21 protein-coding genes, 1 pseudogene and 1 riboswitch are annotated in these 24,212 nt (G+C 59.7%); of the genes and pseudogenes, 2 read left to right on the plus strand and 20 right to left on the minus strand.

The window, feature by feature from the left end:
- Positions 1–83: 83 nt before the first annotated feature.
- From DBR00_RS04630 to DBR00_RS20760, 16 genes and pseudogenes are all read right to left on the minus strand, one after another.
- Positions 84–1,943, minus strand: a complete 1,860-nt coding sequence (locus DBR00_RS04630) for a DEAD/DEAH box helicase (RefSeq protein WP_108485944.1) — start codon at positions 1,941–1,943, stop codon at positions 84–86.
- 153 nt (positions 1,944–2,096) lie between these two features.
- Positions 2,097–2,870 (minus strand): ABC transporter substrate-binding protein, encoded by a 774-nt coding sequence (locus tag DBR00_RS04635; RefSeq protein ID WP_158271544.1) that lies wholly within the window; start codon positions 2,868–2,870, stop codon positions 2,097–2,099.
- A gap of 91 nt (positions 2,871–2,961) precedes the next feature.
- Complete coding sequence (gene ppnN / locus DBR00_RS04640; protein ID WP_108485942.1) at positions 2,962–4,335, minus strand: nucleotide 5'-monophosphate nucleosidase PpnN; 1,374 nt, start codon at positions 4,333–4,335, stop codon at positions 2,962–2,964.
- A 186-nt stretch (positions 4,336–4,521) separates the two neighbouring features.
- Positions 4,522–5,367: a methylenetetrahydrofolate reductase [NAD(P)H] gene (gene metF / locus DBR00_RS04650; RefSeq protein WP_108485940.1), complete on the minus strand. Its 846-nt coding sequence runs from the start codon at positions 5,365–5,367 to the stop codon at positions 4,522–4,524.
- Between the two features lie 99 nt (positions 5,368–5,466).
- Positions 5,467–6,861 carry an adenosylhomocysteinase gene (ahcY, locus tag DBR00_RS04655; RefSeq protein WP_108485939.1) on the minus strand — a complete coding sequence of 465 codons (1,395 nt, stop codon included), beginning with the start codon at positions 6,859–6,861 and terminating at the stop codon, positions 5,467–5,469.
- A 22-nt stretch (positions 6,862–6,883) separates the two neighbouring features.
- A riboswitch (S-adenosyl-L-homocysteine riboswitch) is annotated at positions 6,884–6,977 on the minus strand.
- Between the two features lie 93 nt (positions 6,978–7,070).
- Positions 7,071–8,141: a chemotaxis response regulator protein-glutamate methylesterase gene (locus tag DBR00_RS04660; RefSeq protein ID WP_108485938.1), complete on the minus strand. Its 1,071-nt coding sequence runs from the start codon at positions 8,139–8,141 to the stop codon at positions 7,071–7,073.
- A gap of 8 nt (positions 8,142–8,149) precedes the next feature.
- Positions 8,150–8,758, minus strand: coding sequence for a chemoreceptor glutamine deamidase CheD (gene cheD, locus DBR00_RS04665; RefSeq protein WP_108485937.1), 609 nt, complete (start codon positions 8,756–8,758; stop codon positions 8,150–8,152).
- The gene (locus DBR00_RS04670; RefSeq protein ID WP_108485936.1) at positions 8,755–9,597 is read right to left on the minus strand and encodes a CheR family methyltransferase; all 843 of its coding nucleotides are present in this window, start codon (positions 9,595–9,597) and stop codon (positions 8,755–8,757) included. Before DBR00_RS04670 ends, cheD begins: the two co-directional genes overlap by 4 nt.
- Positions 9,598–9,667: 70 nt before the next feature.
- Positions 9,668–11,338 (minus strand): methyl-accepting chemotaxis protein, encoded by a 1,671-nt coding sequence (locus DBR00_RS04675; RefSeq protein WP_371920632.1) that lies wholly within the window; start codon positions 11,336–11,338, stop codon positions 9,668–9,670.
- A gap of 183 nt (positions 11,339–11,521) precedes the next feature.
- Positions 11,522–12,013, minus strand: a pseudogene (locus tag DBR00_RS20895) (MCP four helix bundle domain-containing protein); the annotation flags it as partial.
- Between the two features lie 28 nt (positions 12,014–12,041).
- Positions 12,042–12,527: a chemotaxis protein CheW gene (locus DBR00_RS04680; RefSeq protein ID WP_108485934.1), complete on the minus strand. Its 486-nt coding sequence runs from the start codon at positions 12,525–12,527 to the stop codon at positions 12,042–12,044.
- Positions 12,511–14,472 (minus strand): chemotaxis protein CheA, encoded by a 1,962-nt coding sequence (locus tag DBR00_RS04685; protein WP_108485933.1) that lies wholly within the window; start codon positions 14,470–14,472, stop codon positions 12,511–12,513. Before DBR00_RS04685 ends, DBR00_RS04680 begins: the two co-directional genes overlap by 17 nt.
- A gap of 27 nt (positions 14,473–14,499) precedes the next feature.
- Positions 14,500–14,865, minus strand: coding sequence for a response regulator (locus DBR00_RS04690; RefSeq protein ID WP_108485932.1), 366 nt, complete (start codon positions 14,863–14,865; stop codon positions 14,500–14,502).
- Between the two features lie 27 nt (positions 14,866–14,892).
- Positions 14,893–16,623 carry a fused response regulator/phosphatase gene (locus tag DBR00_RS04695; protein WP_108485931.1) on the minus strand — a complete coding sequence of 577 codons (1,731 nt, stop codon included), beginning with the start codon at positions 16,621–16,623 and terminating at the stop codon, positions 14,893–14,895.
- Between the two features lie 9 nt (positions 16,624–16,632).
- Positions 16,633–16,923, minus strand: a complete 291-nt coding sequence (locus DBR00_RS04700) for an STAS domain-containing protein (RefSeq protein WP_108485930.1) — start codon at positions 16,921–16,923, stop codon at positions 16,633–16,635.
- A gap of 9 nt (positions 16,924–16,932) precedes the next feature.
- The gene (locus DBR00_RS20760; RefSeq protein ID WP_108485929.1) at positions 16,933–18,096 is read right to left on the minus strand and encodes a methyl-accepting chemotaxis protein; all 1,164 of its coding nucleotides are present in this window, start codon (positions 18,094–18,096) and stop codon (positions 16,933–16,935) included.
- A gap of 173 nt (positions 18,097–18,269) precedes the next feature.
- Between DBR00_RS20760 and DBR00_RS04710 the strand changes: the two genes are divergently transcribed.
- On the plus strand, positions 18,270–18,656 hold the full coding sequence (locus tag DBR00_RS04710; protein WP_108485928.1) for an MAPEG family protein: 387 nt from the start codon (positions 18,270–18,272) through the stop codon (positions 18,654–18,656).
- Positions 18,657–18,756: 100 nt separating this feature from the next.
- The gene (locus tag DBR00_RS04715; RefSeq protein WP_108485927.1) at positions 18,757–19,206 is read left to right on the plus strand and encodes a cytochrome c; all 450 of its coding nucleotides are present in this window, start codon (positions 18,757–18,759) and stop codon (positions 19,204–19,206) included.
- A gap of 7 nt (positions 19,207–19,213) precedes the next feature.
- Here DBR00_RS04715 and ligB read toward each other — a convergent pair whose 3' ends face one another.
- The 4 genes from ligB to DBR00_RS04735 all read right to left on the minus strand — a co-directional run bounded on the left by ligB (position 19,214) and on the right by DBR00_RS04735 (position 24,161).
- On the minus strand, positions 19,214–20,875 hold the full coding sequence (ligB, locus tag DBR00_RS04720; RefSeq protein WP_256582918.1) for an NAD-dependent DNA ligase LigB: 1,662 nt from the start codon (positions 20,873–20,875) through the stop codon (positions 19,214–19,216).
- A 109-nt stretch (positions 20,876–20,984) separates the two neighbouring features.
- Positions 20,985–22,175 (minus strand): methionine adenosyltransferase, encoded by a 1,191-nt coding sequence (gene metK, locus DBR00_RS04725; RefSeq protein WP_108485925.1) that lies wholly within the window; start codon positions 22,173–22,175, stop codon positions 20,985–20,987.
- Positions 22,172–23,203, minus strand: a complete 1,032-nt coding sequence (locus DBR00_RS04730) for a metalloregulator ArsR/SmtB family transcription factor (RefSeq protein WP_108485924.1) — start codon at positions 23,201–23,203, stop codon at positions 22,172–22,174. The genes metK and DBR00_RS04730 overlap by 4 nt, the downstream gene beginning before the upstream one ends.
- 46 nt (positions 23,204–23,249) lie before the next feature.
- Complete coding sequence (locus DBR00_RS04735; protein WP_108485923.1) at positions 23,250–24,161, minus strand: LysR family transcriptional regulator; 912 nt, start codon at positions 24,159–24,161, stop codon at positions 23,250–23,252.
- Positions 24,162–24,212 lie beyond the last annotated feature (51 nt).

The following is a 24,212-nucleotide window of genomic DNA, read 5'->3' on the forward strand; positions in this document are numbered from 1 at the left end:
CCTGGCGGTACATGACTCGCCTGTTTAGACCTGCCAACAAAAACGCCGCCCAATGGGCGGCGTTTTTGTGTGCGGCTAGCTGACTATGACTCTTCGCGGTTACGCGTCAGCAGGGCAGGTTTTTCCCCGCGTGGGCGGGCGCTGGCCAATTCGTCGAGCTGCTCCGGCGTCGGGAAACGGTCCAGGCGCGAGCCCTTGTGTACGATCAGCGGCTGCTTGTCGCGCGGACTTTTAACCGCAGCTTCCTGGCGTGGCAGCTCATCGCGGTTCAGCGAGGTGGTGCGGGTGTCGCGCGGCGGACGCGCCCGGCCGGAGCCATTGCGACCTTGACCGCCCTGGCCGCCGGAGCCTGAACCCTGACGACGGCCTTGACCGCCAGCATTGGCGCCACCGCTATTGCTACGCGGCGGTTTGGCTGGGCGTGCGCCCTGACCGACTCCATTGCTGGCGCTCGGACCGGAAGCAGGCGCGCCGGTCCGCCGGCCACGGTTCTGTTGCTTGTTCTGGTTCGGGCTTACGTAGTCGGCCCGGTTGCCGAAGTTGTCGATTTCATCGTCGCGGAACTCGTCCGGCGCGCGGTCCGGAGGCAACGCAGGCACGGCCGGTGCAGCGGCGCGAGCCGAGCCGCGAGGCTGCTGCGAGCGGCCACCCTGCGGCTTGCGGTTGTTGTCGCGACCGCTGTCCTTGCCCTTATCTTTGCGCCCGCCGCCATGGCGTTCGCCTTCCGGCTTGGCACCGCGCGGTTGGCGCGGCTTCTGCGGCTCGTGCACTTCCGGACGCTCAGCCTCGACGGTGCTGGCATCGAAGCCCATCAGATCGCCATCCGGGATCTTCTGCTTGGTCATGCGCTCGATGCCTTTGAGCAGCTTCTCTTCGTCCGGTGCGACCAGCGAGATTGCTTCGCCGCTACGGCCGGCACGTCCGGTACGGCCGATACGGTGCACGTAGTCTTCTTCAACGTTGGGCAACTCGAAGTTGACCACGTGCGGCAGTTGGTCGATATCCAGGCCGCGCGCGGCAATATCGGTGGCCACCAGAATGCGTACATTGCCCGCTTTGAAGTCAGCCAGGGCTTTGGTGCGGGCGTTTTGGCTCTTGTTGCCGTGGATGGCTACAGCCGGCAGGCCGTGCTTGTCCAGGTATTCGGCCAAACGGTTGGCGCCGTGTTTGGTGCGGGTGAAGACCAGTACCTGCTCCCAGGCGCCCTGGGTGATCAGGTGGGCGAGTAGTGCGCGCTTGTGGTTGGCCTGCAGGCGGAATACGCGTTGTTCGATGCGCTCGACCGTGGTATTGGGCGGCGTCACTTCGATGCGTTCCGGGTTGTGCAGCAGCTTGCCGGCCAGGTCGGTGATGTCCTTGGAGAAGGTCGCCGAGAACAGCAGGTTCTGGCGTTGTGCGGGCAGTTTGGCCAGGACCTTCTTTACATCATGGATAAAACCCATGTCGAGCATGCGGTCGGCTTCGTCGAGTACGAGGATTTCCACGTGGGAGAGGTCGATGGCGCGCTGGTTGGCCAGATCGAGCAGTCGGCCAGGACAGGCCACTAGCACGTCGACACCCTTGGCCAGGGCCTGGACCTGCGGGTTCATGCCAACGCCGCCGAAGATGCAGGCGCTGACGAATTTCAAATCACGGGCATACAGCTTGAAGCTGTCATGCACTTGGGCGGCCAGTTCGCGGGTCGGTGTGAGCACCAGTACGCGCGGTTGCTTCGGGCCGTGGCGTTGTTCGCGATCCGGGTGACCATTAGGGAACAGTCGCTCAAGAATCGGCAGGGCAAAACCGCCCGTCTTACCTGTACCCGTCTGGGCCGCCACCATCAGGTCGCGACCTTGCAACGCGGCGGGGATGGCCCGCTGTTGCACCGGAGTGGGTTGGGTGTAGCCGGCATCTTCTACTGCACGGACTAAAGCCTCGGAGAGACCGAGGGAGGCAAAGGACATGTGTAATCCTGTCTAGTGAGGGCGCAGCCCTATGGGGTGTATTGCCTGGCTTGAATCACGCTTGGGGGGCGTGATCCCGTCCGGTACTACTGGCCTCTGGGGGCTAGCATCCGGGCGCAAGCCTGGCGGGAAGGCCCGAGTATAACAGAGCCGCTAGTCTGCGCGAGTGTCGGTCTGCTCGGCGGTCTGCGTGGGTATATCTTGGTGATAACGGCGCAGGATGGCGGCGTATTCAGGAGTCTGTTTAACCCGGCGCAATTCTGTCTCGAATCTGGGTACCAGCGCGGCCACTGCTGGGCGGCGGTTGAAGGCGGCATACACTCTGTCGCTATAGAGCGGTTGCGGGCTGTAGGCAATGTCCTCCTGCACGCCCATGTTTTTCGCCGTGAACAGGCCAACGGCGCGATCGGTGATCACCAGGTCGATGCGGCCCAGCAACAATTTGCCGACGTTGGCATCCAGGGTTGGTGCGTCTTCGCGAATAAAGTGTGTGCCCTTGACGAAGGTTTCGTGGCTGTAGGCATAGCCAGGCTCTGTGCCGACACGCAGGCCGGTCAGGTCATCCACCGAATTAATGGTGTAAGGGCGAGCGCGTGCATGAAACAGAACCATGGCACTTTCGGCCATGGGTTCGCTGGGGAAGATCATGGTCTTGGCGCGCTCGTCGCTGTAAAAGGCGTCGAGGAGAATATCCAGCTTGCCATCGGCCATTTTGCGCAAGCAGCGCCGCCAGGGCTCCAGGGTGATGTCGTAGCTGATGCCTAGGTTAGTCAGCACCAGATGCAGCAGGTCGGCATCAATACCGCGCACTTGGCCCTCTTCCAGCAAGGTATAGGGCGGCCACTCATTGGTGCAGACCTTGAGGGGTTGGGCGTAGCTGATGCCACTCAGGCAAAGCAGAAATACCAGCGCATACAATCTACCCATGGTGGGTGACCTCACTACAGTGAATGCAGGTGCCTGCATTCACTGTAGCGGATCTTTGCAGCACTTGGCTGACTTGTGGGCTTCGATTGGCTCAGGTGACTAGTTTGTAGCAGGGTACATAGGCGCTGTTACCCGGCAGTTTCATACGGTGCTGATCCACGAAAGCCTGCAGCAGTCGATCCAGCTGCAGCATGATTTCTCGCTCGCCGCTGATTTCATAAGGTCCGTGTTGCTCGATCAGGCGGATGCCCTTGTCTTTGACGTTGCCCGAGACAATCCCGGAGAACGCCCGCCGCAGGTTGGCAGCCAGTTCGTGCACCGGTTGCGCGCGGGTCAGCTTGAGACTGGCCATGTTGGTGTGGGTCGGCTCGAACGGGTGCTGGAAGCTCTCGTCGATTTTCAGCAGCCAGTTGAAGTGAAAGGCGTCGTTGTGTTCGCGGCGGAACTGTTTCACCGCCTTGATCCCCGCGGCCATTTCCCGGGCGACCTGCTCCGGGTCGTTGATGATGATGCGGTAGCGCTGCTGGGCGGCTTCACCCAACGTCGCGCCGATAAAGGCATGCAGCTGCTCCAGGTAGGCGGCGGCGCTGCGTGGCCCGGTCATGATCAGCGGGAAGGGGATGTTCTGGTTATCCGGGTGCATGAGGATGCCGAGGAAATACAGCAGCTCCTCGGCCGTGCCCGCGCCGCCGGGGAAGATGATGATGCCGTGTCCGACGCGGACGAACGCCTCCAGGCGTTTCTCGATGTCCGGCAGGATCACCAGCTCGTTAACGATTGGGTTGGGCGCTTCGGCGGCGATGATCCCGGGCTCTGTCAGGCCCAGGTAGCGGCCGTGCACGTTGCGCTGTTTGGCGTGGGAAATGGTCGCGCCTTTCATCGGCCCCTTCATTACGCCGGGGCCGCAGCCGGTGCAGATATCCAGGCCGCGCAGGCCCAGTTCGTGGCCGACTTTCTTGGTGTATTTGTATTCTTCGGTGCTGATCGAATGGCCGCCCCAGCACACCACAATCTTCGGCTCGACGCCGGCACGCAGGGTATGGGCGTTGCGCAGCAGGTGGAAGACGTAATCGGTGATGCCTTGAGAGCTGCCAAAATCGATGCGCTGATTTTCCAGTTCGCTCTGCGTGTAGACGATGTCGCGTAGAGCGCTGAACAGCATTTCGCGGGTGCTGGCGATCATCTCGCCATCGACAAAGGCATCCGCCGGGGCGTTGAACAGCTCCAGGCGGATGCCGCGGTCTTGCTGCAGGATATTGATCTCGAAGTCTGGGTAGGCTTCCAGAATGGTCTTGGCGTTATCGCTGTGCGATCCGGTGTTGAGGATGGCCAAGGCGCATTGGCGGAACAGCGCATAGACGCTGCCGGAACCGGTTTCGCGCAGTTGTTGCACTTCACGCTGCGAGAGGGTTTCCAGGCTGCCTTTGGGGGTGACTGAGGCATTGATGGTTTTTCTGCTGACCATTGAGCAACTCCATGGAGGTCTTGAGCTTCAAGCTATGCAGGGTTGACCTTGAGGTCAAGTCGGTGTGGGTGATGAGTCACAGCAGGATATGTCTGAGGCAGCCGACTTGGGGGAAGTCACAAACTGTGGTGTGTCGCGGGATAACGTCCATGGCACGTGCAATGGCCATGGACGCGGTATCGCCCCTCAGCGTGGCAGCTTGAGGTTGTTCCAGATCGCCAGGCTCGGTTCAGCTTGGTTCATGCTGTAGAAGTGCAGGCCTGGGGCGCCGCCTTGCAGCAGGCGCTCGCACATTTCAGTGATGACCTGCTCGCCATACGCCTGGATGCTGTCGGTGTCGTCACCGTAGGCTTCCAGTTGTTTGCGCACCCAGCGCGGGATTTCCGCACCGCAGGCGTCGGAGAAGCGCGCCAGCTTGCTGTAGTTGGTGATCGGCATGATGCCCGGCACCACCGGAATGTCCACGCCCAGCTTGCGCACACGGTCGACAAAGTAGAAGTAGCAGTCGGCGTTGAAGAAGTACTGGGTAATCGCGCTGTCCGCGCCGGCTTTGGCCTTGCGCACGAAGTTGGCGATGTCATCTTCGAAGTTGCGTGCCTGCGGGTGCATTTCCGGGTAGGCGGCCACTTCGATATGGAAGTGATCACCTGTTTCTGCGCGGATAAAGCTGACCAGCTCGTTGGCATAACGCAACTCGCCGCTGGCCATGCCCATACCCGACGGCAGGTCGCCACGCAGCGCAACAATGCGCTTGATCCCTGCGTTCTTGTACAGGGTCAGCAGCTCGCGCAGCTCGGCCTTGCTGTCGCCCACACAGGACAGGTGCGGCGCAGCCGGTACCTTGATCTCGCCGTCGAGTTGCAACACGGTATTGAGTGTACGGTCGCGGGTGGAGCCACCGGCACCGTAGGTGCAGGAGAAGAAATCGGGTTTGTAGGTGGCCAGTTGGCGTGCCACGTTCATCAGTTTTTCGTGCCCGGCTTCGGTCTTGGTGGGGAAGAACTCGAAGCTGTAACGGCGTTCTTGGCTCATAGGGTGTCTTGCCTTGGATACGTAAGGTGGAGGGCGTTGTTCCATCAACCTTGCGGGAAGTCGACGGTGGATAAGCCAGAGGCTTATCCACCCTACGCATTAGTAGCGATAAGCGTGTGGCTTGAACGGGCCTTCCTGCGGCACGCCGATGTATTCGGCTTGCTTGCTGGTCAGTTGGGTCACCACACCGCCGAAGCCTTTGACCATTTCCAGGGCCACTTCTTCGTCAAGCTTCTTGGGCAGCACTTCCACGGTGAGACGCTCGACTTTCTGGGCGGGCGACAGGTCAGCGTACTTCTGGCCGAACAGGAAGATCTGCGCCAGCACCTGGTTGGCGAAAGAGCCATCCATGATTCGGCTCGGGTGGCCGGTGGCGTTGCCCAGGTTCACCAGACGGCCTTCGGCCAGCAGGATCAGGTAGTCATCGTTGTGCGGGTCGAAGCTGCCGCTGCCGGTGCGGTGGATCTTGTGCACTTGTGGCTTCACTTCTTCCCATGCCCAGTTCTTGCGCATGAAAGCGGTATCGATCTCGTTGTCGAAGTGACCGATGTTGCACACCACAGCGCGCTTTTTCAGGGCCTTGAGCATGTTGGCGTCGCAGACATTGACGTTACCGGTGGTGGTCACCAGCAGGTCAATTTTGCTCAGCAGGGCGGTGTCGATGCTGGCCTCGGTGCCATCGTTGATGCCGCCTTTGAACGGCGAAACCACTTCGTAGCCGTCCATGCAGGCCTGCATGGCGCAGATCGGGTCCACTTCGGTCACGCGTACGATCATGCCTTCCTGACGCAGCGACTGTGCCGAGCCCTTGCCCACGTCGCCGTAGCCGATGACCAGCGCCTGCTTGCCGGACAGCAGGTGGTCGGTGCCGCGTTTGATCGCGTCGCTCAGGCTGTGACGGCAGCCGTACTTGTTGTCGTTCTTGCTCTTGGTCACCGAGTCGTTGACGTTGATCGCCGGGATTTTCAGCTCGCCCTTGGCCAGCATGTCCAGCAGGCGGTGAACGCCGGTGGTGGTCTCTTCGGTAACGCCGTGGATGCGCTCAAGCATCTGCGGGTATTTCTTGTGGAGGATCTCGGTCAGGTCGCCGCCGTCGTCGAGGATCATGTTGGCATCCCAAGGCTTACCGTCCTTGAGGATGGTCTGTTCGATGCACCACTCGTACTCTTCTTCGGTCTCGCCCTTCCAGGCGAATACTGGGATACCGGCAGCGGCGATGGCAGCAGCAGCCTGATCCTGAGTCGAGAAGATGTTGCATGACGACCAGCGTACTTCGGCACCTAGTGCAGTCAAGGTTTCGATCAGCACGGCGGTCTGGATGGTCATGTGGATGCAGCCGATGATCTTCGCGCCTTTCAGCGGCTGTTCGCCCGCATATTTGCGGCGCAGACCCATCAGGGCTGGCATTTCAGATTCGGCGATGATGGTTTCGCGACGGCCCCAGGCAGCCAGGGAAATGTCGGCGATTTTGTAATCGGTAAAAGCGGCGCTCATAAAAAGCTCTCCATTCGTTGTCTGCGAATGGGCGCCGTTGATGCGTATGGTTAACGCCCCATCCGAGCCTGACAAATCTCCGGTAGCCAGAGTTTGCTGCAGCGCCCCTCGGACAGGTGGCGGGAGCGACCGGAGCGGTGCCGGTTGCGTAAAGCGGATGTGATTATAGCCATGCTGGGCGATTAGCCAAAGGCTTTCCGTTGGGCGGTCTATACGCGGTTGCCGCCGCCGCGCAACTTGACCTGCTGAATCAGGTTCTCGGCCATTTTGCTCAAGGCCAGGATGTCCTCGGCCGCGCCCAACAGCATGGCCTCGCGCGGCATGCCATAGACCACACTGCTGGTTTCGTCCTGCGCAGCGGTGTAGCCACCTGCCTCGCGAATGCATTTGAGCCCCAGTGCACCGTCCTTGCCCATGCCGGTGAGCAGCACCGCCAGGGCATTTCGGCCGGCCGATTGCGCCACCGATTCAAACATTGGGTCCACCGCAGGGCGATGGCGATGCACCTGCGGGCCCTGTGACAGGCGCGTCACGTAGTTGGCACCGCTGCGCTCAACCAACAAATGATGGTCGCCCGGCGCCACAAAGGCGTGACCCGGCAGAATGCGTTCGCCGCCTTGGGCTTCAATCACGTGCAAACGGCTGAGTCTGTTCAGACGATCGGCGAAGGTGCGGGTAAAGCCGGGGGGCATGTGCTGTGTGATCACGATGCCTGGGCTATCAGCCGGCATGTCGAGCAACACATCTTTGATCGCTTCTGTGCCGCCGGTTGAGGCACCAATGGCAATGATTTTTTCGGTGCCGACGATTGGGGCCCGCGCGGATGACGGGGCTTTCTCGCGGCTGCTGGCGGGTTCTGCGGCCGCGCGAGGCTTGTGCAGACGTGCGCGGCTGGCCGCTTTGATCTTGTCGCGGATATCGTCTGCATACGCCTCCATGCCTTCGCGGATACCGAGTTTGGGCTTGGCGATAAAGTCCACCGCCCCCAACTCCATGGCCCGAAACGTGGCCTCTGAGCCGCCTTCGGTCAACGAAGAAATCATGATCACCGGGGTTGGCCGCGCGTGCATGAGTTTTTCCAGAAAGCTCAAGCCATCCATGCGCGGCATTTCAATGTCCAGGGTAATCACATCTGGGTTGAACTGTTTGACCAGGTCGCGCGCGACAAAGGCATCAGGTGCCTGACCAATCATCAGCAATTCGGGGTCTTGCTGAATGATTTCCTTGAGCACAGCGCGAATCAGTGCAGAGTCGTCGACAACCAGAACCTTGATCGGCATGAGTACTCCTAAAAGAGATCAATTTCGCCGCAGACAGGGGTTTTTTTGATGCGTAGGCTGTATTCCATTTCGCGGTCAAGCAGTGTGGTGTTGTGCAGTGACTTGAGTTTTTTAAGCATCACCTTGCCTGTGCTGGGAAAGAAATACACCTTGCGCGGGTAGTTATCGAGCAGATCCTTTGCGACCACCGGAATGCCGTCGGTGGCCAGGTAGTCCAGTACAAACTCGACATTGCGTGAACCGACATTGTTACTACCAAAGCCGCGTAATACGCTGGCTCCGCCAAACACCTTGGCCTCGAAATGTCGTCGCTCGGCACCCAGCTTCAGCAAGTGGTTAATCAGGATCTCTATGGCATAAACGCCATAGCGCGCAGAAGTCGAGAGAGGGTGGCCACCTTCTTCGCTCGTGCCCGGCAACATAAAGTGATTCATGCCTCCTATGCCCGAGCAGCGGTCACGCAAACAAACCGAGACACAGGAGCCGAGTACCGTGACGATGACAATGTCGCGTTGGGTGACGTAGTACTCGCCGGGCAGGATTTTGACCGCATCGATCTGAAAGTGCGTATCAAAATAAGTGCCGGGTGCCAAGTCACTGTTGAAGTCGAACATCATGCCGGGTCACTTCCATGCGTCACCGGCCGGTAGATGGTACGACCGATCAGGCGTACCAAATGGGTGGCATGGACGAAGCTTTCCGAATGCCCGGCAAAGAACAAGCCGTCTGGGCGAAGCAGTTTGACCATCCGCCCCAGCAGGTGCTGCTGCGTCGGCTTGTCAAAGTAGATCATCACGTTGCGACAGAAGATAACGTCCAGACCGGGTCTGATCGGCCACTGTTGGCCGAGCAAGTTGATTTGCTGAAACTCGATCAGCTCGCGCAGTTCACTGCGCACCCTCACCAGCCCGGCTTGGCTGCCGGTTCCGCGCATAAAAAAGGTCTTTTTCCGCCCCTCCGACAGCGGGTCGATGCGGTTGATGGGATAGATCCCCTGCCGGGCCGTGTCTAGCACGTTGGTGTCGATGTCGGACGCGAGGATCTGCACGGGAGGCGTCAGGCTGTCGAAGGCTTCCATGGCAGTAATGGCCAGTGAGTAGGGTTCTTCACCTGTGCTGGCAGCGGAACACCAGATGCGAAATGGCTCACTGCGTTTGGGCAAATACCGCAAGTGTTTGGCCAGCGCCTCGAAATGATGGTTTTCGCGGAAAAAGGAGGTGAGGTTGGTGGTCAGGGCATTGACGAACTCCTGCCACTCATCTTCATGCTGTTCCAGGTAGCCGAAGTATTCGCTGAAGCTGTTCAGGTCGAGCTGTCTTAAACGCCTTGCCAGGCGGCTGTACACCATCTGGCTTTTACTGTCTGACAGGCTGATGCCGCTGCGCTTGTGAAGCAGGCCGCGTACTTTCTGAAAGTCGTCAGTACGGTAGTGAAACTCGCGCAATGGCTCGTTCATGTCCCTGTTCCCTGTGCGTCATACCTGACTGCGCAGGCATCGCTTTGGCGTGATGCCTGGCCTGGGTCGTTTAAAACTGCTCCCACTCATCGCTGTTGTTGGTGTTTGCGCGCGGTGGCAGTGAACGTTGCGCGCGCGCTGTGCGGGTTGGCGGATTTGCGGAGGCTTTAGGGGCTGCCGGCGGCGCGCTGAGGGCTGGGCGCTGGTGGGCGTGCTCAAATTTGAAAATAGCCACGGTCTCGGTCATGGAGGTCGCCTGTTCCAGCAATGATTCAGCTGCCGCCGCGGCCTGCTCAACCAGTGCGGCATTTTGCTGGGTCATTTCATCCATTTGACTGACTGCGCCATTCACTTCTTCAATGCCGCTGCTTTGCTCGGCGGAAGCTGCGGCAATTTCGGCCATGATGTCGGTAACGCGTTTGATCGCGGTGACGATCTCGGTCATGGTCTTGCCGGCTTGAGCCACCAGCGTGTTGCCGGTTTCCACTTTGTCCACCGAGTCGGAGATCAGCGTTTTGATCTCTTTGGCGGCCGCTGCCGAACGTTGTGCCAGGTTGCGAACCTCGGCAGCCACCACCGCGAAGCCACGGCCCTGCTCGCCGGCACGGGCGGCTTCCACCGCAGCGTTGAGGGCCAGGATGTTGGTCTGGAAGGCAATGCCGTCAATCACGCCAATGATGTCGGAGATCTTGCGAGACGAATCATTGATCGAAGACATGGTTTGCACCACGCGCTCAACCAGTTGGCCGCCATCGCTGGCCACTTCAGAGGCGTTCATGGCCAGTGAATTGGCCTGTCGGGCGTTGTCAGCATTGAGTTTCACCGTGCTGGTCAACTCTTCCATGCTGGATGCTGTTTCTTCCAGGCTTGAGGCCTGCTCCTCGGTGCGCGAGGACAGGTCGGTGTTGCCGACCGAGATTTCATTGGCCGCGGTGTAGATGGTGTCGGCGCTCTCGCGAATCTGCCCGAGCATGCGTGACAGGCTGACAGCGGTTTCATTGGAAAAGTCTTTGAGTTGGCCGAAGGTGCCCTGGTATTGATCAGTAATGCGTAGGGTCAGATCGCCCTGAGCCAGAGCGCCGAGCATGCGCACAACATCCTGCAGCCCTCTGTCTGCCGTCTCCACCAACTGGTTGAGGCCTGTCGCCAGATTGAGCAGAAAACCGGCCTTGTTGCCCAGCTCCAGGCGGCGGCTAAAGTCACCGTCTGCGGCGGCGTTTACCAGATCCGCAACCTCGCGTTCCACCGCCACCTCCAAGGTGCGGTCATTCCACTCCACCACTGCGCCCAGGCGTTCGCCGCTGTCGCTGAACACCGGGTTGGCGATCAGGGCGAAGGTGCGTCCCCCGACCTCGATTTGTGTATTAAACGTGCTGGTAAAGGTCGCCAGTAAGTGTTTTTGATGCTCGGGTTTTTTATGAAACTGATCAATAGAACCACCCAGCAGGCGTTTGGCCTCAAAGGTTGGCAGCACCTTGCGAAGATCACTTTCGACGTTCTGCATCATCGCTGTCACGGTGCGGTTCATGTAGATGATGTTGCGTTCGTTGTCGGCAATCATCACGTTGCTGCTGACATTATCCAGTGCGGATTTGATGCGGGCGTTGCTTTGCGCCGCAGCAGCAGAGGCCTGCAAGGATTCGAGCATGCCTTTGAGCGAATCCATCACACTGCCTGGCAAGGCGGCGGGTATCTCCAGTTGCAACTGTCCTGCCGCAATGCTGTTGGTGATCTGTGCCAGTTCCAGCGGGTCTGCGCCGAGCTGACGTCTGACACTGCGAATCAGCAGGACGGCGAGTAAGACGGCTAACAGCAACGCGGCGAACCCGATACTCAGCAGCAGTGTGCGGGTGTCGGCGGCCAGGTTTTCGGCGATTTTGCCCAGGTCTTCGACACCTTTGTTTTGGATGTCGATGACCTGATTGGTCTGCGCCTGTGTTTCAAGCTGCGCCTCTCGCAAGTCTTTCAGAAGGTACTCGCGGGCCGCCTGCAGGTTGCCGTCGTCATACAACTCCAGGTAGCGTTCCACGTGTTTGTTGAAGTTCTTAATGCCCAGACCAAGAGCGGCCAGGTATTCGCGCTCTTCGGCGGTTTTGGCCACCGCATTGAGCTTGTCCGTGGCGTTCTGGATACCCAGCGTGGCCTCTTCAATCTGCTTGCGCTGTGAGTCAACCAGGCGTTGATCATCCTCTGCGATAAGCATCGTTCGGACGGCCCGCGCAATGGCATTGGTTTCGTCGATGACGTTATTGGCCAGCACGGTTTTGGGAAAATTCTCGTGCACTAAATCGTCGATTTTGCCGTGCAGCTTACTGATTTGGATCAGGCTGATCGCCAGGATAATGGCCAGCAGGGATAACAACGCGGCAAAACACAACGACAGCCGCTGGATCATTGAAAGTTGCTTCAGGTTCATGGGAACGCTCCTTGCGGTTGTCAGCGCTTTACTCGGACGATGGGGTATCCATCAAAGCCAGTTCACTGCTGCTCATCAGCTTCTCAATGTCGACCAGTATCAGCATGCGCTCAGCCACAGTGGCCAAGCCCAGCAAGTACTCGCTGTTGAATGCGGCGCCAAATTCAGGGGCCGGCTTGATTTCATCCGCAGTCAGAGCCAGTACGTCGGAAACGGAATCGACGACGACGCCGACAATGCGGTTGAACACATTGAGAATGATCACCACGGTGAACTGGTCGTAGGTCACCGACGACAGGTTGAATTTAATTCTTAAATCCGCGATCGGCACGATGGCGCCGCGCAGGTTGATCACGCCCTTGATAAACGCTGGGCTGTTGGCAATGGTCGTCACCTGATCGTAGCCGCGGATCTCCTGAACCCTCAGGATGTCTATGGCGTATTCCTCGGCTCCCAGGGTAAAGGTGAGGAATTCGTTGACGCGCTCAGTGCTGTGTTCACTCGTTGGGGTCATACGCTAGCTCTCCATGGCCAGCCAAACGCGGCAAGGCGTCGACGTCGAGGATGAGGGCAACGCTGCCGTCGCCCATGATGGTGGCACCGGTAATTCCGTCTATGCGGCGGAAGTTCTGCTCCAGACTTTTGATCACTACTTGCTGTTGCCCGATGAGGTCGTCGACCAGCAAGGCAAACTTGCGCCCTTCGGCTTCGAGGATCAGGACAATGGCCTGCCAGGGTGGCGGCGGCTCACCTTCCAGCTTGAGTAGGGCGTGCAAGCTGAGCAGCGTCAGGTATTCACCGCGTACGCGAATAACCGTGCGCTCGCTGCCGCGCATGCTGCGAATATCGTCGTACTTGGGTTGCAGTGATTCGATGATGTAGGTGAGCGGAATCACGTAGTGGACATCGCCGGCGGCGACGATCATGCCATCGAGAATTGCTAAGGTAAGGGGCAGGCGAATGGTGATGCGCGTTCCGACACCGGCATAGGACTCGACATCAATGCGTCCGCCTATGGCACTTATATTGCGGCGCACAACGTCCATGCCGACACCGCGCCCCGATAGGTCAGTTACGACGTCGGCCGTGGAGAAGCCTGGCATAAAAATCAATTGCCAGACTTCGCTGTCGGGCATGTCATCGTGAACCGGCATGCCTTTCTCACGAGCCTTGGCCAAAATCTTCGCGCGCGCCAGGCCTTTGCCGTCGTCATTGATCTCCACCACGATGCGGCCGCCCTGATGGAACGCGGAGAGCCTTACCGTACCGTGCTCCGGCTTGCCCGCAGCAAGGCGGTCAGCCGGTAGTTCGATGCCGTGATCAATACTGTTACGGATGATATGGGTCAGCGGGTCGGTGAGCTTTTCGATAACACCCTTGTCCAGTTCGGTGTGCTCGCCCTGCAGAATCAGTTCGACCTTTTTACCCAGTTTGCTGGCTGTATCCCTCACCACCCGTGGGAAGCGATTGAAGATGAAGCTGATCGGTAACATGCGGATCGACATGACCGACTCTTGCAGCTCGCGGGTGTTGTGCTCCAACTGGCTGAGCGCCTGATTGATTTTCTCGAAAACAGCCGGGTCCAGGCCTGCCGTCAACTGAGCCAGCATGGCTTGGGTGATGACCAGCTCACCCACCTGATTGATCAGGCTGTCGATCTTCTCAACACTGACACGAATGGAACTGGACTCCGCATCGCCCGCTGGACGTGAGGGCGCGGCAGCAGAATTGGCTGTATTTCGGCGGTCACCGGCGCGTCGCTCGGCTGGGGCAATGTCTGCGGATGCAGGGCTGTTGATGGGCGTTTGGTTTTGACTGGGCGCTTCTAATCCGAAGGCCTCCTCGCTGGATGTTGCCGTGGCCTCATTGAAAAGCCCATAAGCTTCATTCGGTTCGGTGGGCGCAAGGGCTGGAGAGGCGCTGGGTTGATCGTCAAAGAAGCCGAAAGCGTCTTCGCCTGTGTGGGAAGTTGGGTCGCCCTCAAACAGGCCATCGGAGGCGGGTTGCTCAGTTTCGTGTTCAAACAAACCGTAGGCACTTTCTGCGGTGGACTCTGATGCGCCCGGCGAAGGGTTGTCGATAAGCGCTTGCAGGCGTTCAACGATGTCCTCGGTCGGGATGCTGGAGTGGGTGCCTGGGTGCTTATGGCAGGCCAGCAATTGGCCCAATACATCCCGTGCTTGCAGAAATACATCGACCATCTCGACCCGTAGGGCGATTTGCCCACTGCGTATTTTGTCCAGCAAGGTTTCCAGCACATGGGTGACAGCGGTCAGGTCGCCAAAACCGAACATGCCGCTGGAGCCTTTTATCGAATGCGCCGCGCGGAAGATGCCATCCAGCGCTTCACGATCAGGCGAGGCGAGGTCTAGTGTGAGTAGCAGGTGTTCAAGATTGGCCAAGTGCTCCTCGGCTTCTTCAAAAAACACCTCGAGAAACTGCTCCATGCCAGCATTCATCTTGATCTGCCTGCGCGTCACTGCGTCCTAGGGGAGTACCTTCTTGGTCACTTCCAGCAGCTTTGGCGGATCAAACGGCTTTACCAGCCAGCCGGTCGCCCCGGCGGCGCGCCCCTGTTGTTTCATGCTGTCACTGGACTCGGTGGTGAGCATCAACACCGGTGTGGTGCGGTAGTTAGGCAGGCCGCGCAGACTTTTGATCAGTGTCAGGCCGTCCATGTTGGGCATGTTCTGGTCGGTGAACACCAACTGGTAGGCTTTGCGCTGGGCTTTGCCCAGACCGTCTTTACCATCGACCGCTTCGTCTACTTCATATCCGGCAGAGCGCAGGGTAAAGGCCAGCATCTGGCGGATGGATGCTGAGTCATCGACAATCAGGATGGATTTTCCCATTGCACAGTTGCTCCCTCAAATCCTTGGCTAGGTCCTGTGTGTGGCGCCAGCCACGTCCTCGTTAGGCCAGTGTAGTTCAGCAATTACATGGTTGCCGTTGCCCCTGAACTCCAGGTGTGAACAAATTTTGCGCAGGAGCAAAAGGCCACGTCCGTGGTAGCGTTCCGGGTCGTTGTGCAGGCCGGTTTGTTCCAGTTTTGCAACGTCAAAACCGGGGCCGCTGTCGCTGACTTTGATGCTCAGGTGATTGGTATAGGCATCGCTGGATTGATTGATCTCCAGTTGAATTTCGCCATCATCCAGCGCCATCAGGCGCTCGTTACGCAGTTGGACGTAACGTTCAAAGCCATTGGCTTCATGCTTGAGACTGGAGGTTAAACCCAGCAGGCCGTGATCCAGAGCGTTAGACAGCAACTCGCGTAGAATCAGGCCAAACACCCCTTGTCGGGACTCTTCGAGCCCCAGGGTTTGGCAGAAGTGGGTGATCAGTGGTTCCAGATCCAGATGTTTAAGTTGCGGGGCGCTGAGTTGCAGGTGCAGGCTCCAGTTATCCGTATTGCCGGAACCCTTTTGCAGAGTGGGGTTCTGGCCGAACTGGCTGCTGCTGGGTTCTTTACACAGCAGTTGCAGGTAGGACACATCATCATGGGCTGACTGGGTGCCCAGGTGCGCGGACAGGCATGCCTGCAAGTGTGCCAGACGCCTACTGGCGGGCTGTTGCAGCAGCAGCTCCAGTCGCGCTTTGCCGAACGCAGTGCCAGTGGCGTCTTCTGCTTCAACCAGGCCGTCGGAATACATGAACAGTTGGGTGTGCTCGTCGGGTAGTTTGAATACTTCAACCGAGCTGTCGAACAGCGTGTTGTCGACAATGCCTAACGGCAGGTTGGCCGAGCGGAAACGGCAGAGTATTTCCCCGTCGTCATTGAGCAGGAAGGCCGGTGGAATCCCGCCGTTCCAGACCACCAGGGTGTTATCCATGGGGCGATAGCAGGCGGCAATCGCAGCGACGAAACGATCGGACGGGCTGTGCGCGCGGTGTTGCTGGTTGAGCTCATGCATGATGGAGCTGAGCTGAAAGCCCTTGGCCGTCATGGCATAAAAGGTTTGCGACAACGGTATCAGGCTCAGTGCCGCCGGTAGCCCGTGACCTGTGGCGTCGGCCAGCATGACGTAGAGGTCGTTGGTGCGTGATGCCGATACCAAAAGCAAGTCACCGGAAACCACCCGTGCAGGCTGCAAGTAGTGTTCAATGTTGGGGTTTTCCAGCATGTCGCGGCGCACCAGACGCTCCATCAGGAAGCTGCTGATGCGTTTCTCTTCCGCTTCCAGATTGGCATAGCGCACCAACTCCTCATGGTTGCGCGCAATCTGTTGCTGCATGTCGGCGATACGCCAAAACGAATTGATCTTGGCTTCGAGAATACTGAAGTTGATCGGTTTGGCGAGAAAGTCATCACAGCCGGAGTTCAGCGCGAGCACTTGCTCGTCAACATCGCTGGCACCCGACAGCATGATGATCGGGCGCCAGCCGCTGTGTTCTTGCAATTGCCGCACGCGCTGGGTGGTTTGCAGTCCATCCATGCCGGGCATCATCCTGTCGATCAGCACCAGGTCGAAGTCATGCTTGGCATACAGGTCGAGGGCTTCTTCGCCACTGGTGCTGAGCTGGCAGGTATGACCCAGTTGGCGCGTGAAGGTGTTGATGATGATGCCAATCAGGGCGTCATCATCCACGGCGAGGATATGCAGAGGGCGCATTACGGCTGGCTATCGTATGGTGAAGATTTTTTGGAAGTTGGCAATCTCCAGTACTTCTTTGGCGATACCGTGCAGGTTGTGAATCTCCACCGTTTTGTTGGCACTGACGGCGTGATCTCGTAGCAGCAACAAAATACCCAGTGCGGCGGAGTCGATGTACTGCACGTTTTTCATATCAACAATGAGCACACGCACCGACGGGCTGGCCAAGGCCAGTTCATAGTCTCTGCGAAAGTCGCGAAAGCTATTGAAATCAAAACGTGTGGCGGGATGCAGGGACACAGTGCTTGCGTTGGTCATGTCGGAGTCTCAGAAAAGATCGATACCGCCGGCAGCCAGATCAGACTGGGCCACAGGGTTGTGGGGAGGCTTTTTGAACGCTTCGTTGGCTGCACGCAGCGCCGGCAACTGTTGCGCCGGTTCGCTCGCAGAGAGAGCACTTACCGATGCGGAATACACCACCAATTTGTTGCAATACTTGCGCATCAGCTCAAGCAATTGGCTGCACATGTCCTGAAACTGCATGGCTGTCAGGGCTTGACTGACCGTGCCACCGATAGACTTCGATAGCTCACCGAGCTCAGTGACAGTTGTCAGGGTGTGGCCGTTGAGGCTGTGCAGATTGCCCAGCATATTCTCGACCTGTTTCTTCGAACTCAGGGCGAAAGACATGTCTTTGGCGGCAAGTCGACTGACGGCCTCTTCGGCTTTTTTTAGGTCTTCGTAGACACCGCTGATGTGGTTGTTAATGACCTCGGAAAACTCGGTAGAACGGTTGGACAGGGCGCGTACTTCATCGGCCACCACGGCAAAACCGCGTCCGGCTTCACCGGCCCTTGCAGCCTCGATGGCGGCGTTAAGCGCCAGCAGGTTGGTTTGCTTGGCGATGGAGTCCATGTCGCTGGATGACTTCAAAATCAGGCCAATTTTTTCCGTGATCTGCTCCATGCGCTCGACCAGTTGCATGGAAATGCGGCTGGTTTCGATGGTCGATTCAACGAAGAAGCCCAAGGTATTCTGTGTCATCTCGACAAAGGTCTTGAAGTTGACCTCACCCGATTCTGTACTTTGACCGCTGTAACGATCGATCAATGAGTTGCTCAGTTGGTGCTGGGTTTCGATGTTCTGCGACAAGTTCATGAACGACTGCGATATTTCGCTGATGGCGTTGTGCAGCAGGCCGTCCACTTTACTGAGCTCGTTCACCATCGTATGCCCATGGGCGTCCAGTGACTGGGCAAAGGCATTGAGTTCATCAAGAGGCAGTGCGGGGGTGTCTGCGGCTGTATCTGTTTCATCCGTCTGACGACGTTCAAACGCCACAGTGGCGATCAAACTGCCGAGTGCACCCACCAACAGGCACAGCCAGAGCGGCACCGACAGCCAGAGCAGAAGGCCGACCAGAAGCCAAGGCAACGCTTGACTAAGCAGTCGCAGAGAAAGTGGGGGAGTGGCGGAGGACAAACCGTGCATGGCAGCTCCAGTGGCAAACGTCCTGGTTGTTCCCTAAAGACATTAGTTTCTCTGTGCGCGGAGTCAATGTGGCGGCACTTGACTTTTTTGCCAGGTTTTTTCTGCGTGAATGCCATCGACACTGATGGGTAAGCGCGACCATGCTCATAACCTCATTCCAATGGAGATGTTCCATGACAATTGCTTACTGGTGTGTCCTGATCGCACTGTTCCTGCCGTACCTCTCGACTGCCACTGCCAAAGCCGTCAGCGGTGGTTTCAGCCCCAAACACAACCATGATCCGCGGGCGTTGTTGAACAGCCTGACCGGCCTGGGGCGGCGTGCGAACAATGCGCAGCTCAACAGTTTTGAAGTGACCCCGGCCTTTTCGGCGGCGGTGATCATTGCCCACTTGGCCGGTGGCGCCGAACAAGCCCTGATCGATCAGCTGGCAATGGCCTTCGTGGCCAGCCGCGTGCTGTATTTCATCTGTTACCTGGCGGACTGGGCACCGGTGCGTTCGCTGGTGTGGTTCGTCAACATGGGCTTGATCATCAGTCTGTTTGTCGTTTCGGCCTGAAGCCTCTGCGCTGTGCGGCAAAACACCACGCTTGGCCGGTGGGTACTGGGTGGCGATACTGTCGCCCGTTATCCACCCGGTTGTTGGCATTGAAGGTGTTATGAAGCGTAAAACCCTGTCTCTGGTCGTACTGGCGCTGGCCCTGAGTGGCTGCGGCGGTGTCGATCCCAATTCACCGCAAGGCCAGCGTCAGAGCATTTTCAAGCAGATGCTCAAGGTCAGCGAAGATCTTGGTGGCATGCTGCGCGGGCGATTGGCGTTCAAGGAACAGGCATTTGTTGAAGGCGCTGCCAAGCTCGATCAGCTGACCCGCACGCCGTGGCAGCACTTTCCGCAGGTGCGTGATGACGATGAGGAAAGCCGTGCCAAGGATGATGTCTGGCAGCGCCAGGCGCGTTTTCAGGAACTGGCTCGCACCATGGAAACCAGCACCGCTGCGCTGGTCGCCGCGACGGCGGCAAAGCCTTTAAAGCCCGACGCGCTGGTCGCGCCGATGCAGCGTGTTGAAGACAGCTGTAAAGCCTGCCATGAAGAGTTTCGCGCGTTCTGAGACGCCTCTAGAGTCCGGCAAGCTGCGCGGCTCGTAAATGTGCCTGCAGCGCCCGAACCTCAGGGTGTCGGAAGAAGGCTTCTAGCTGAGCCGCGCGTTGCGGGCCGATGCCGGGCTGGCGCTGCCAGTCGGCGGTGCTACGCCGCGCCAAACTGTCCCAGTCCGCGTTTAATGGCACCTGAGACGGAACCCCGAGGGCGCGGAGCCAGGCTTGCTGCGGACGTTGACGGGCCAATTGAAAACTCTGCTGCAAGGTCGCTGCGCTGCGTGCCCCGAGGCCGGGTACGCGACTCAACTGCTCGGTGGACAGATCCAGCCAGTCGAGCAGGCCGTTGATCATTCCCGCCTGCAGCAGCTTTTCCCATGTGCCGGGGCCGACCCCCGGCAGGGCTAAACCCTGCTTGCCGCTGAGCCAGGCCAGGCGTGCACGGAACTGGCTGGCGCAGCCGGCGCTGGCCTGCCAGCAGCTCAGGGCGTGGTAGGCGCGCGCATCCGGCACCTGCAGGACGGCGCGTTCCTGGGTTTGCCAGAGCACGCTGTCGAGTACCGGGATGGTCAGCCCGGAGAGGCGAATCACCACCTGATCACCAGGGCGAATGTCCAGTGCCTGCCAGCGTTGCAGGGAGTTGGCACTGACGTATTCGATGTGCCGATCATTCAGCTTTACCGGCTGCACGCGCAGCACCGGAGTGATGCGACCGCTGCGGCCGATACGAAAGTCCACCGCTTGCACCACAGCCAGGGCCTGGCTGGCGGGGTGTTTCCAGGCCACTGCCCAATGTGGCGGCTCCGCTTGCCAGCGTGCAGCAGGCGGTCGCTGGCCCTGACGCAGCACAACGCCATCGGTGGCGAAGGGCAGGGCGTTACGGTACCACTGCTCGCGCCAGTGGCTGGCGTCGGCCACGCTGCGAAGGGGCTTGCTGAACGTGGCGCTGTCGGTGAAACCCAGCGCACTCAGCTGTTGCAGGCGCTCTAGCATGCTGGCTGGGCCATCGGGCCAATCCCAGACAAACAGGCCGATGCCCGCGGCATCCTCGTCGCTCAGTGCTTGCCGATTCATTAGGCCTGCCACCTTGCTGCGCGCGCCCTGGCTGCCCTGTTTATGCTGGATATGTGCCGGCATGCGCCAGTACAACTCGCCTTGCAGGGTGAGGTTCAGCGCCGAGGGTAACTCAGCAGGAATCGCCGGTAGCTGGTGGGCCAGGTGGGTCCAGTCCTGCCCCTGGCGGCCATCGCCGCGGCTGATTAGCTGCTGCAGGCGCCCCTGCTGATACACCAGGCTGACGGCCACGCCATCGACCTTTGGTTGAACCCACAGCTCTTCCCGGTTAGCCATCCAGCGCGCGACTGCACGCTTGTCCAGTAGCTTACGCAGGCCGGTGTGGGCCACGGGGTGCGGTTGCGGGCCGGCGCTACTGGCCAGTGGGTTAACCGTCGCGCTGCGGGTCTCGGGGAAGCAGCTGCGCCAGTGCTGCAGGGTGCTGCTGGCCTGGTCATACAGCTCGTCGGCGACCGGGCTTTGCCCCTGGCGATGGTAGGCATCGTCCCACTCGGTCAGCTGTTGGCTCAGGGCCATGAGTTCGCGTTCGGCGCGGCTGGCGGGCCAGTCGGGGCAGGCGGCCCATAAGGGGGTGCTGAGCAGCAGTAGACAGGCAATGTGGGTGTTCATCGTGAGCATCCTTGCTCGGCAGATCGCCCATTCAGCCTAGACGGATTTTCTCGTTTCGCTGGCAAGAAAAAGCCCCGCACAGGGCGGGGCTTCAGGTATCGCGTTGGGCTTACAGGCCGGCAGCGGCGCGCAGGTCGGCGGCCTTGTCGGTTTTTTCCCAGGTGAAGGTGGTGAAGCTGTCGTCGCCGACCGTCTTCTGCGCAGGGGTGCGACCGAAGTGGCCGTAGGCGGCGGTGTCCCGGTACATCGGGTGCAGCAGGTCGAGCATTTTGGTGATGGCGTAGGGGCGCAGGTCGAAGACTTCGCGCACCAGCTTGATGATCACGTCGTCCGCCACTGTGTTGGTGCCGAAGGTGTTGATCGAGATCGAGGTCGGTTGGGCTACGCCGATGGCGTAGGACACCTGGATTTCGCAACGCTCAGCCAGGCCGGCAGCCACGATGTTCTTGGCCACGTAACGACCGGCGTAGGCAGCCGAGCGGTCAACCTTGGATGGGTCTTTACCGGAGAACGCACCGCCACCGTGACGGGCCATGCCGCCGTAGCTGTCGACGATGATCTTGCGCCCGGTCAGGCCGCAGTCGCCCACCGGGCCGCCGATGATGAACTGGCCGGTCGGGTTGATGTGGAACTGTGTGTCTTTGTGCAGCAGTTCAGCCGGCAGCACGTGCTTGACGATCAGCTCCATCACGCCTTCGCGCAGGTCTTCGTACTTCACTTCCGGGTTGTGCTGGGTGGACAGCACCACGGCGTCGATACCGACCACCTGGCCGTTTTCGTAGCGGCAGGTGACTTGCGATTTCGCATCCGGACGCAGCCATGGCAGCAGGCCGGATTTACGCGCCTCGGCCTGACGCTCAACCAGGCGGTGGCTGAAGCAGATCGGTGCCGGCATCAGCACGTCGGTTTCGTTGCTGGCGTAGCCGAACATCAGGCCCTGGTCGCCTGCACCCTGATCTTCCGGCTTGGCGCGGTCAACGCCCTGGTTGATGTCCGGGGACTGCTTGCCAATGATGTTCAGCACGCCGCAGGTGGCACCGTCGAAACCCACGTCGCTGCTGGTGTAGCCGATGTCACAGATGACGTCACGGACGATCTGCTCGAGGTCGACCCAGGCGCTGGTGGTGACTTCACCGGCGACGATGGCCACACCGGTCTTGACCAGGGTTTCCACGGCCACGCGGGCGTGTTTGTCCTTGGCGATGATGGCGTCCAGCACCGCGTCGGAAATCTGGTCGGCGATTTTGTCGGGATGGCCTTCGGAGACGGACTCGGAGGTAAAGAGGGCGTATTCGCTCATCGTGCAGGTTCCTGTTGGTGACCGGTGGTTGCAGCCCGGAGGCCGTAAGTTATCGACGGTTTGGTAAAGTGCCGCACCTGAATTTGAAAGCCGTTGCGCAGCCCCACGTAGAGGCTTTCGCCGTTGTCCAGCCCGGCTGCTGCGGCCCAGCGGGCCAAGTCGTCCTGCTCAAAGCCCAGCCACAGATCGCCACAGGCTTCGCGGGCCCAGCTTTGGTTGTGGCTGCACAGTTCGGTAATCAGCAAGCTGCCGCCCGGTTTCACACGCAGGGCCAGTTGCTTGAGGGCTTCGGCCGGGGCGGCGAAATGGTGCAGCACCATGTTCAGTACCAGGCAATCGGCGGCGGGGTAGTCATCCTGCAGGGCATCGGCCAACAGCAGGTGAACATTGTCCAGGCCGTCGCTGTGGCAGCGCTGTTGCGCCAACGCCAGCATCGCTGTGCTGTTGTCCAGGGCCAGCACGTGGGTGAAGCGCTGCGCCAAGGCGGGCAAAAAACTGCCGTCACCGGGGCCGATTTCCACGGCGTTGGCGTCGCGGGCAAAACCCAGTGAGTCGAGCAGGGCCAGCAGGCTGTCGCGGTACTGCGGCAGGCCGGCGATCAGGTCTTGCTGGGCCTGGAAACTGGCTGCGCTGCGGGCGAAAAAGGCCTGGCTGGTCGCTGCGCGTTGGCTGTGCACGGCGGCGATGCGTTGTTGCGCGTCATCAGGCAGCGACAATTGATCCACTTCATCTAACAAGGCGGCGTGCAAGCGGCTGCCCAGTTGTTCGCTCTGGGCCAGGGCGCGGCGGTAGAAGATTGCATTGCCTTCACGGCGTGTGGCCACCAACCCGGCCTGGGCAAGCACCTTGAGGTGATGGCTGATGCCGGATTGGCCGGTGGCAAAAATCTGCGCCAACTCCAGTACGCCGAACGAGTCGTTGGCCAGCGCGCGCAGGATGTTCAGGCGCAGTGCGTCGCCGCCGGCCTTGCACAGGGCGGTGAGGGCATCAACGGGCTCGAAGGCCAAGTGTGGCGCGCGCATATTCATAGGATGGGCAGTCTAGTCAGACACTTTTTATCCAGCAAGGGCAATATCAAAAAGTTTTGATATTGCCCTTGCTGGCTGTGAGGGCGTTGGTCACTTGTTCCAGCAGGGCGGCGGCCGCCGGGCTCAGGCTGTGTTCGCGCCGCCAGACGGCATGCAGATCGCGGCTGATCGGCAGGCCGCTGACGGGCAGTCTGCAGAGTTGCCCGCTGCGCAATTCATCCTGCAAGGCCAACTCGGAAATCCAGGCCACGGCCTGACCGGCAAGCAGGCTGCGTTTCAGGGCTTCGCTATTGCCCAAGGCCATGGTGATCCGTGGCGTGAGCCCCAATGCCTGATAGGCCTGCTCAAGGCTGGCGCGGGTGCCGGAGCCGTGCTCGCGGATCAGCAGCGCCGCGCTGGCCAGTTCTTCAGGGCTGACACTGGTTTGCCGGGCCAGTGGATGGCGGGGGCTGGCCACGGGCAGCAAAGCGTCAGTGCCGAGGTGGCGGTGGTTGACCTGTTCCGGGTCGAACGGGCCTTCGATAAAGGCCAGGGTGATGGTGTTGCGTTCCAGTTGCTGCAGGCAGGCGGCGGTGTTGTCGATCTGCAGGCTCACGTGCAATTCGGGATGCTGCTGATGAAAGTCCGCGATCAGCGCCGGCAGCAGGTAGCTGCCCAGGGTGGCGCTAGCCCCCAAATGCAGTTCGCCACAGTCGAGGTTGGCAAACGCCTGCAGGTCGCGCTCGGCGGCTTGCTCCAGGGCGAAGATGCGCTCGGCATAGGGCAGCAGGCGTTGCCCGGCGGCGGTCAGGGTCACGCCCCGGCTTTGTCGGTCAAACAGCGGCAGGCGCAGGCGTGCTTCCAGCTCGCGGATTTCGCGGGTCACGGCTGGTTGGCTGATAAACAGGCGGGCGGCTCCGGCACTGATGCTGCCGGTCTGAGCGATGGCGAGGAACACCTTGAGGTGATGCAGATTCATAAATAGAAGGTATGCCTTGTATCTTTTATATGTATTTTACCTATAGCACGG

Source organism: Pseudomonas sp. HMWF032 (assembly GCF_003060885.1).
Classification (GTDB): domain Bacteria; phylum Pseudomonadota; class Gammaproteobacteria; order Pseudomonadales; family Pseudomonadaceae; genus Aquipseudomonas.

Coding starts and splice junctions, on each gene's coding strand:
- DBR00_RS04630 (WP_108485944.1), bottom strand. CDS start 1,943: ATGTCCTTTGCCTCCCTCGGTCTCTCCGAGGCTTTAGTCCGTGCAGTA.
- DBR00_RS04635 (WP_158271544.1), bottom strand. CDS start 2,870: ATGGGTAGATTGTATGCGCTGGTATTTCTGCTTTGCCTGAGTGGCATC.
- ppnN (WP_108485942.1), bottom strand. CDS start 4,335: ATGGTCAGCAGAAAAACCATCAATGCCTCAGTCACCCCCAAAGGCAGC.
- metF (WP_108485940.1), bottom strand. CDS start 5,367: ATGAGCCAAGAACGCCGTTACAGCTTCGAGTTCTTCCCCACCAAGACC.
- ahcY (WP_108485939.1), bottom strand. CDS start 6,861: ATGAGCGCCGCTTTTACCGATTACAAAATCGCCGACATTTCCCTGGCT.
- DBR00_RS04660 (WP_108485938.1), bottom strand. CDS start 8,141: ATGCCGATCAAGGTTCTGGTTGTCGACGACTCTGCACTGATTCGCGCT.
- cheD (WP_108485937.1), bottom strand. CDS start 8,758: ATGATGTTCGACTTCAACAGTGACTTGGCACCCGGCACTTATTTTGAT.
- DBR00_RS04670 (WP_108485936.1), bottom strand. CDS start 9,597: ATGAACGAGCCATTGCGCGAGTTTCACTACCGTACTGACGACTTTCAG.
- DBR00_RS04680 (WP_108485934.1), bottom strand. CDS start 12,527: ATGACCCCAACGAGTGAACACAGCACTGAGCGCGTCAACGAATTCCTC.
- DBR00_RS04685 (WP_108485933.1), bottom strand. CDS start 14,472: ATGAATGCTGGCATGGAGCAGTTTCTCGAGGTGTTTTTTGAAGAAGCC.
- DBR00_RS04690 (WP_108485932.1), bottom strand. CDS start 14,865: ATGGGAAAATCCATCCTGATTGTCGATGACTCAGCATCCATCCGCCAG.
- DBR00_RS04695 (WP_108485931.1), bottom strand. CDS start 16,623: ATGCGCCCTCTGCATATCCTCGCCGTGGATGATGACGCCCTGATTGGC.
- DBR00_RS04700 (WP_108485930.1), bottom strand. CDS start 16,923: ATGACCAACGCAAGCACTGTGTCCCTGCATCCCGCCACACGTTTTGAT.
- DBR00_RS20760 (WP_108485929.1), bottom strand. CDS start 18,096: ATGCACGGTTTGTCCTCCGCCACTCCCCCACTTTCTCTGCGACTGCTT.
- DBR00_RS04710 (WP_108485928.1), top strand. CDS start 18,270: ATGACAATTGCTTACTGGTGTGTCCTGATCGCACTGTTCCTGCCGTAC.
- DBR00_RS04715 (WP_108485927.1), top strand. CDS start 18,757: ATGAAGCGTAAAACCCTGTCTCTGGTCGTACTGGCGCTGGCCCTGAGT.
- ligB (WP_256582918.1), bottom strand. CDS start 20,875: ATGAACACCCACATTGCCTGTCTACTGCTGCTCAGCACCCCCTTATGG.
- metK (WP_108485925.1), bottom strand. CDS start 22,175: ATGAGCGAATACGCCCTCTTTACCTCCGAGTCCGTCTCCGAAGGCCAT.
- DBR00_RS04730 (WP_108485924.1), bottom strand. CDS start 23,203: ATGAATATGCGCGCGCCACACTTGGCCTTCGAGCCCGTTGATGCCCTC.
- DBR00_RS04735 (WP_108485923.1), bottom strand. CDS start 24,161: ATGAATCTGCATCACCTCAAGGTGTTCCTCGCCATCGCTCAGACCGGC.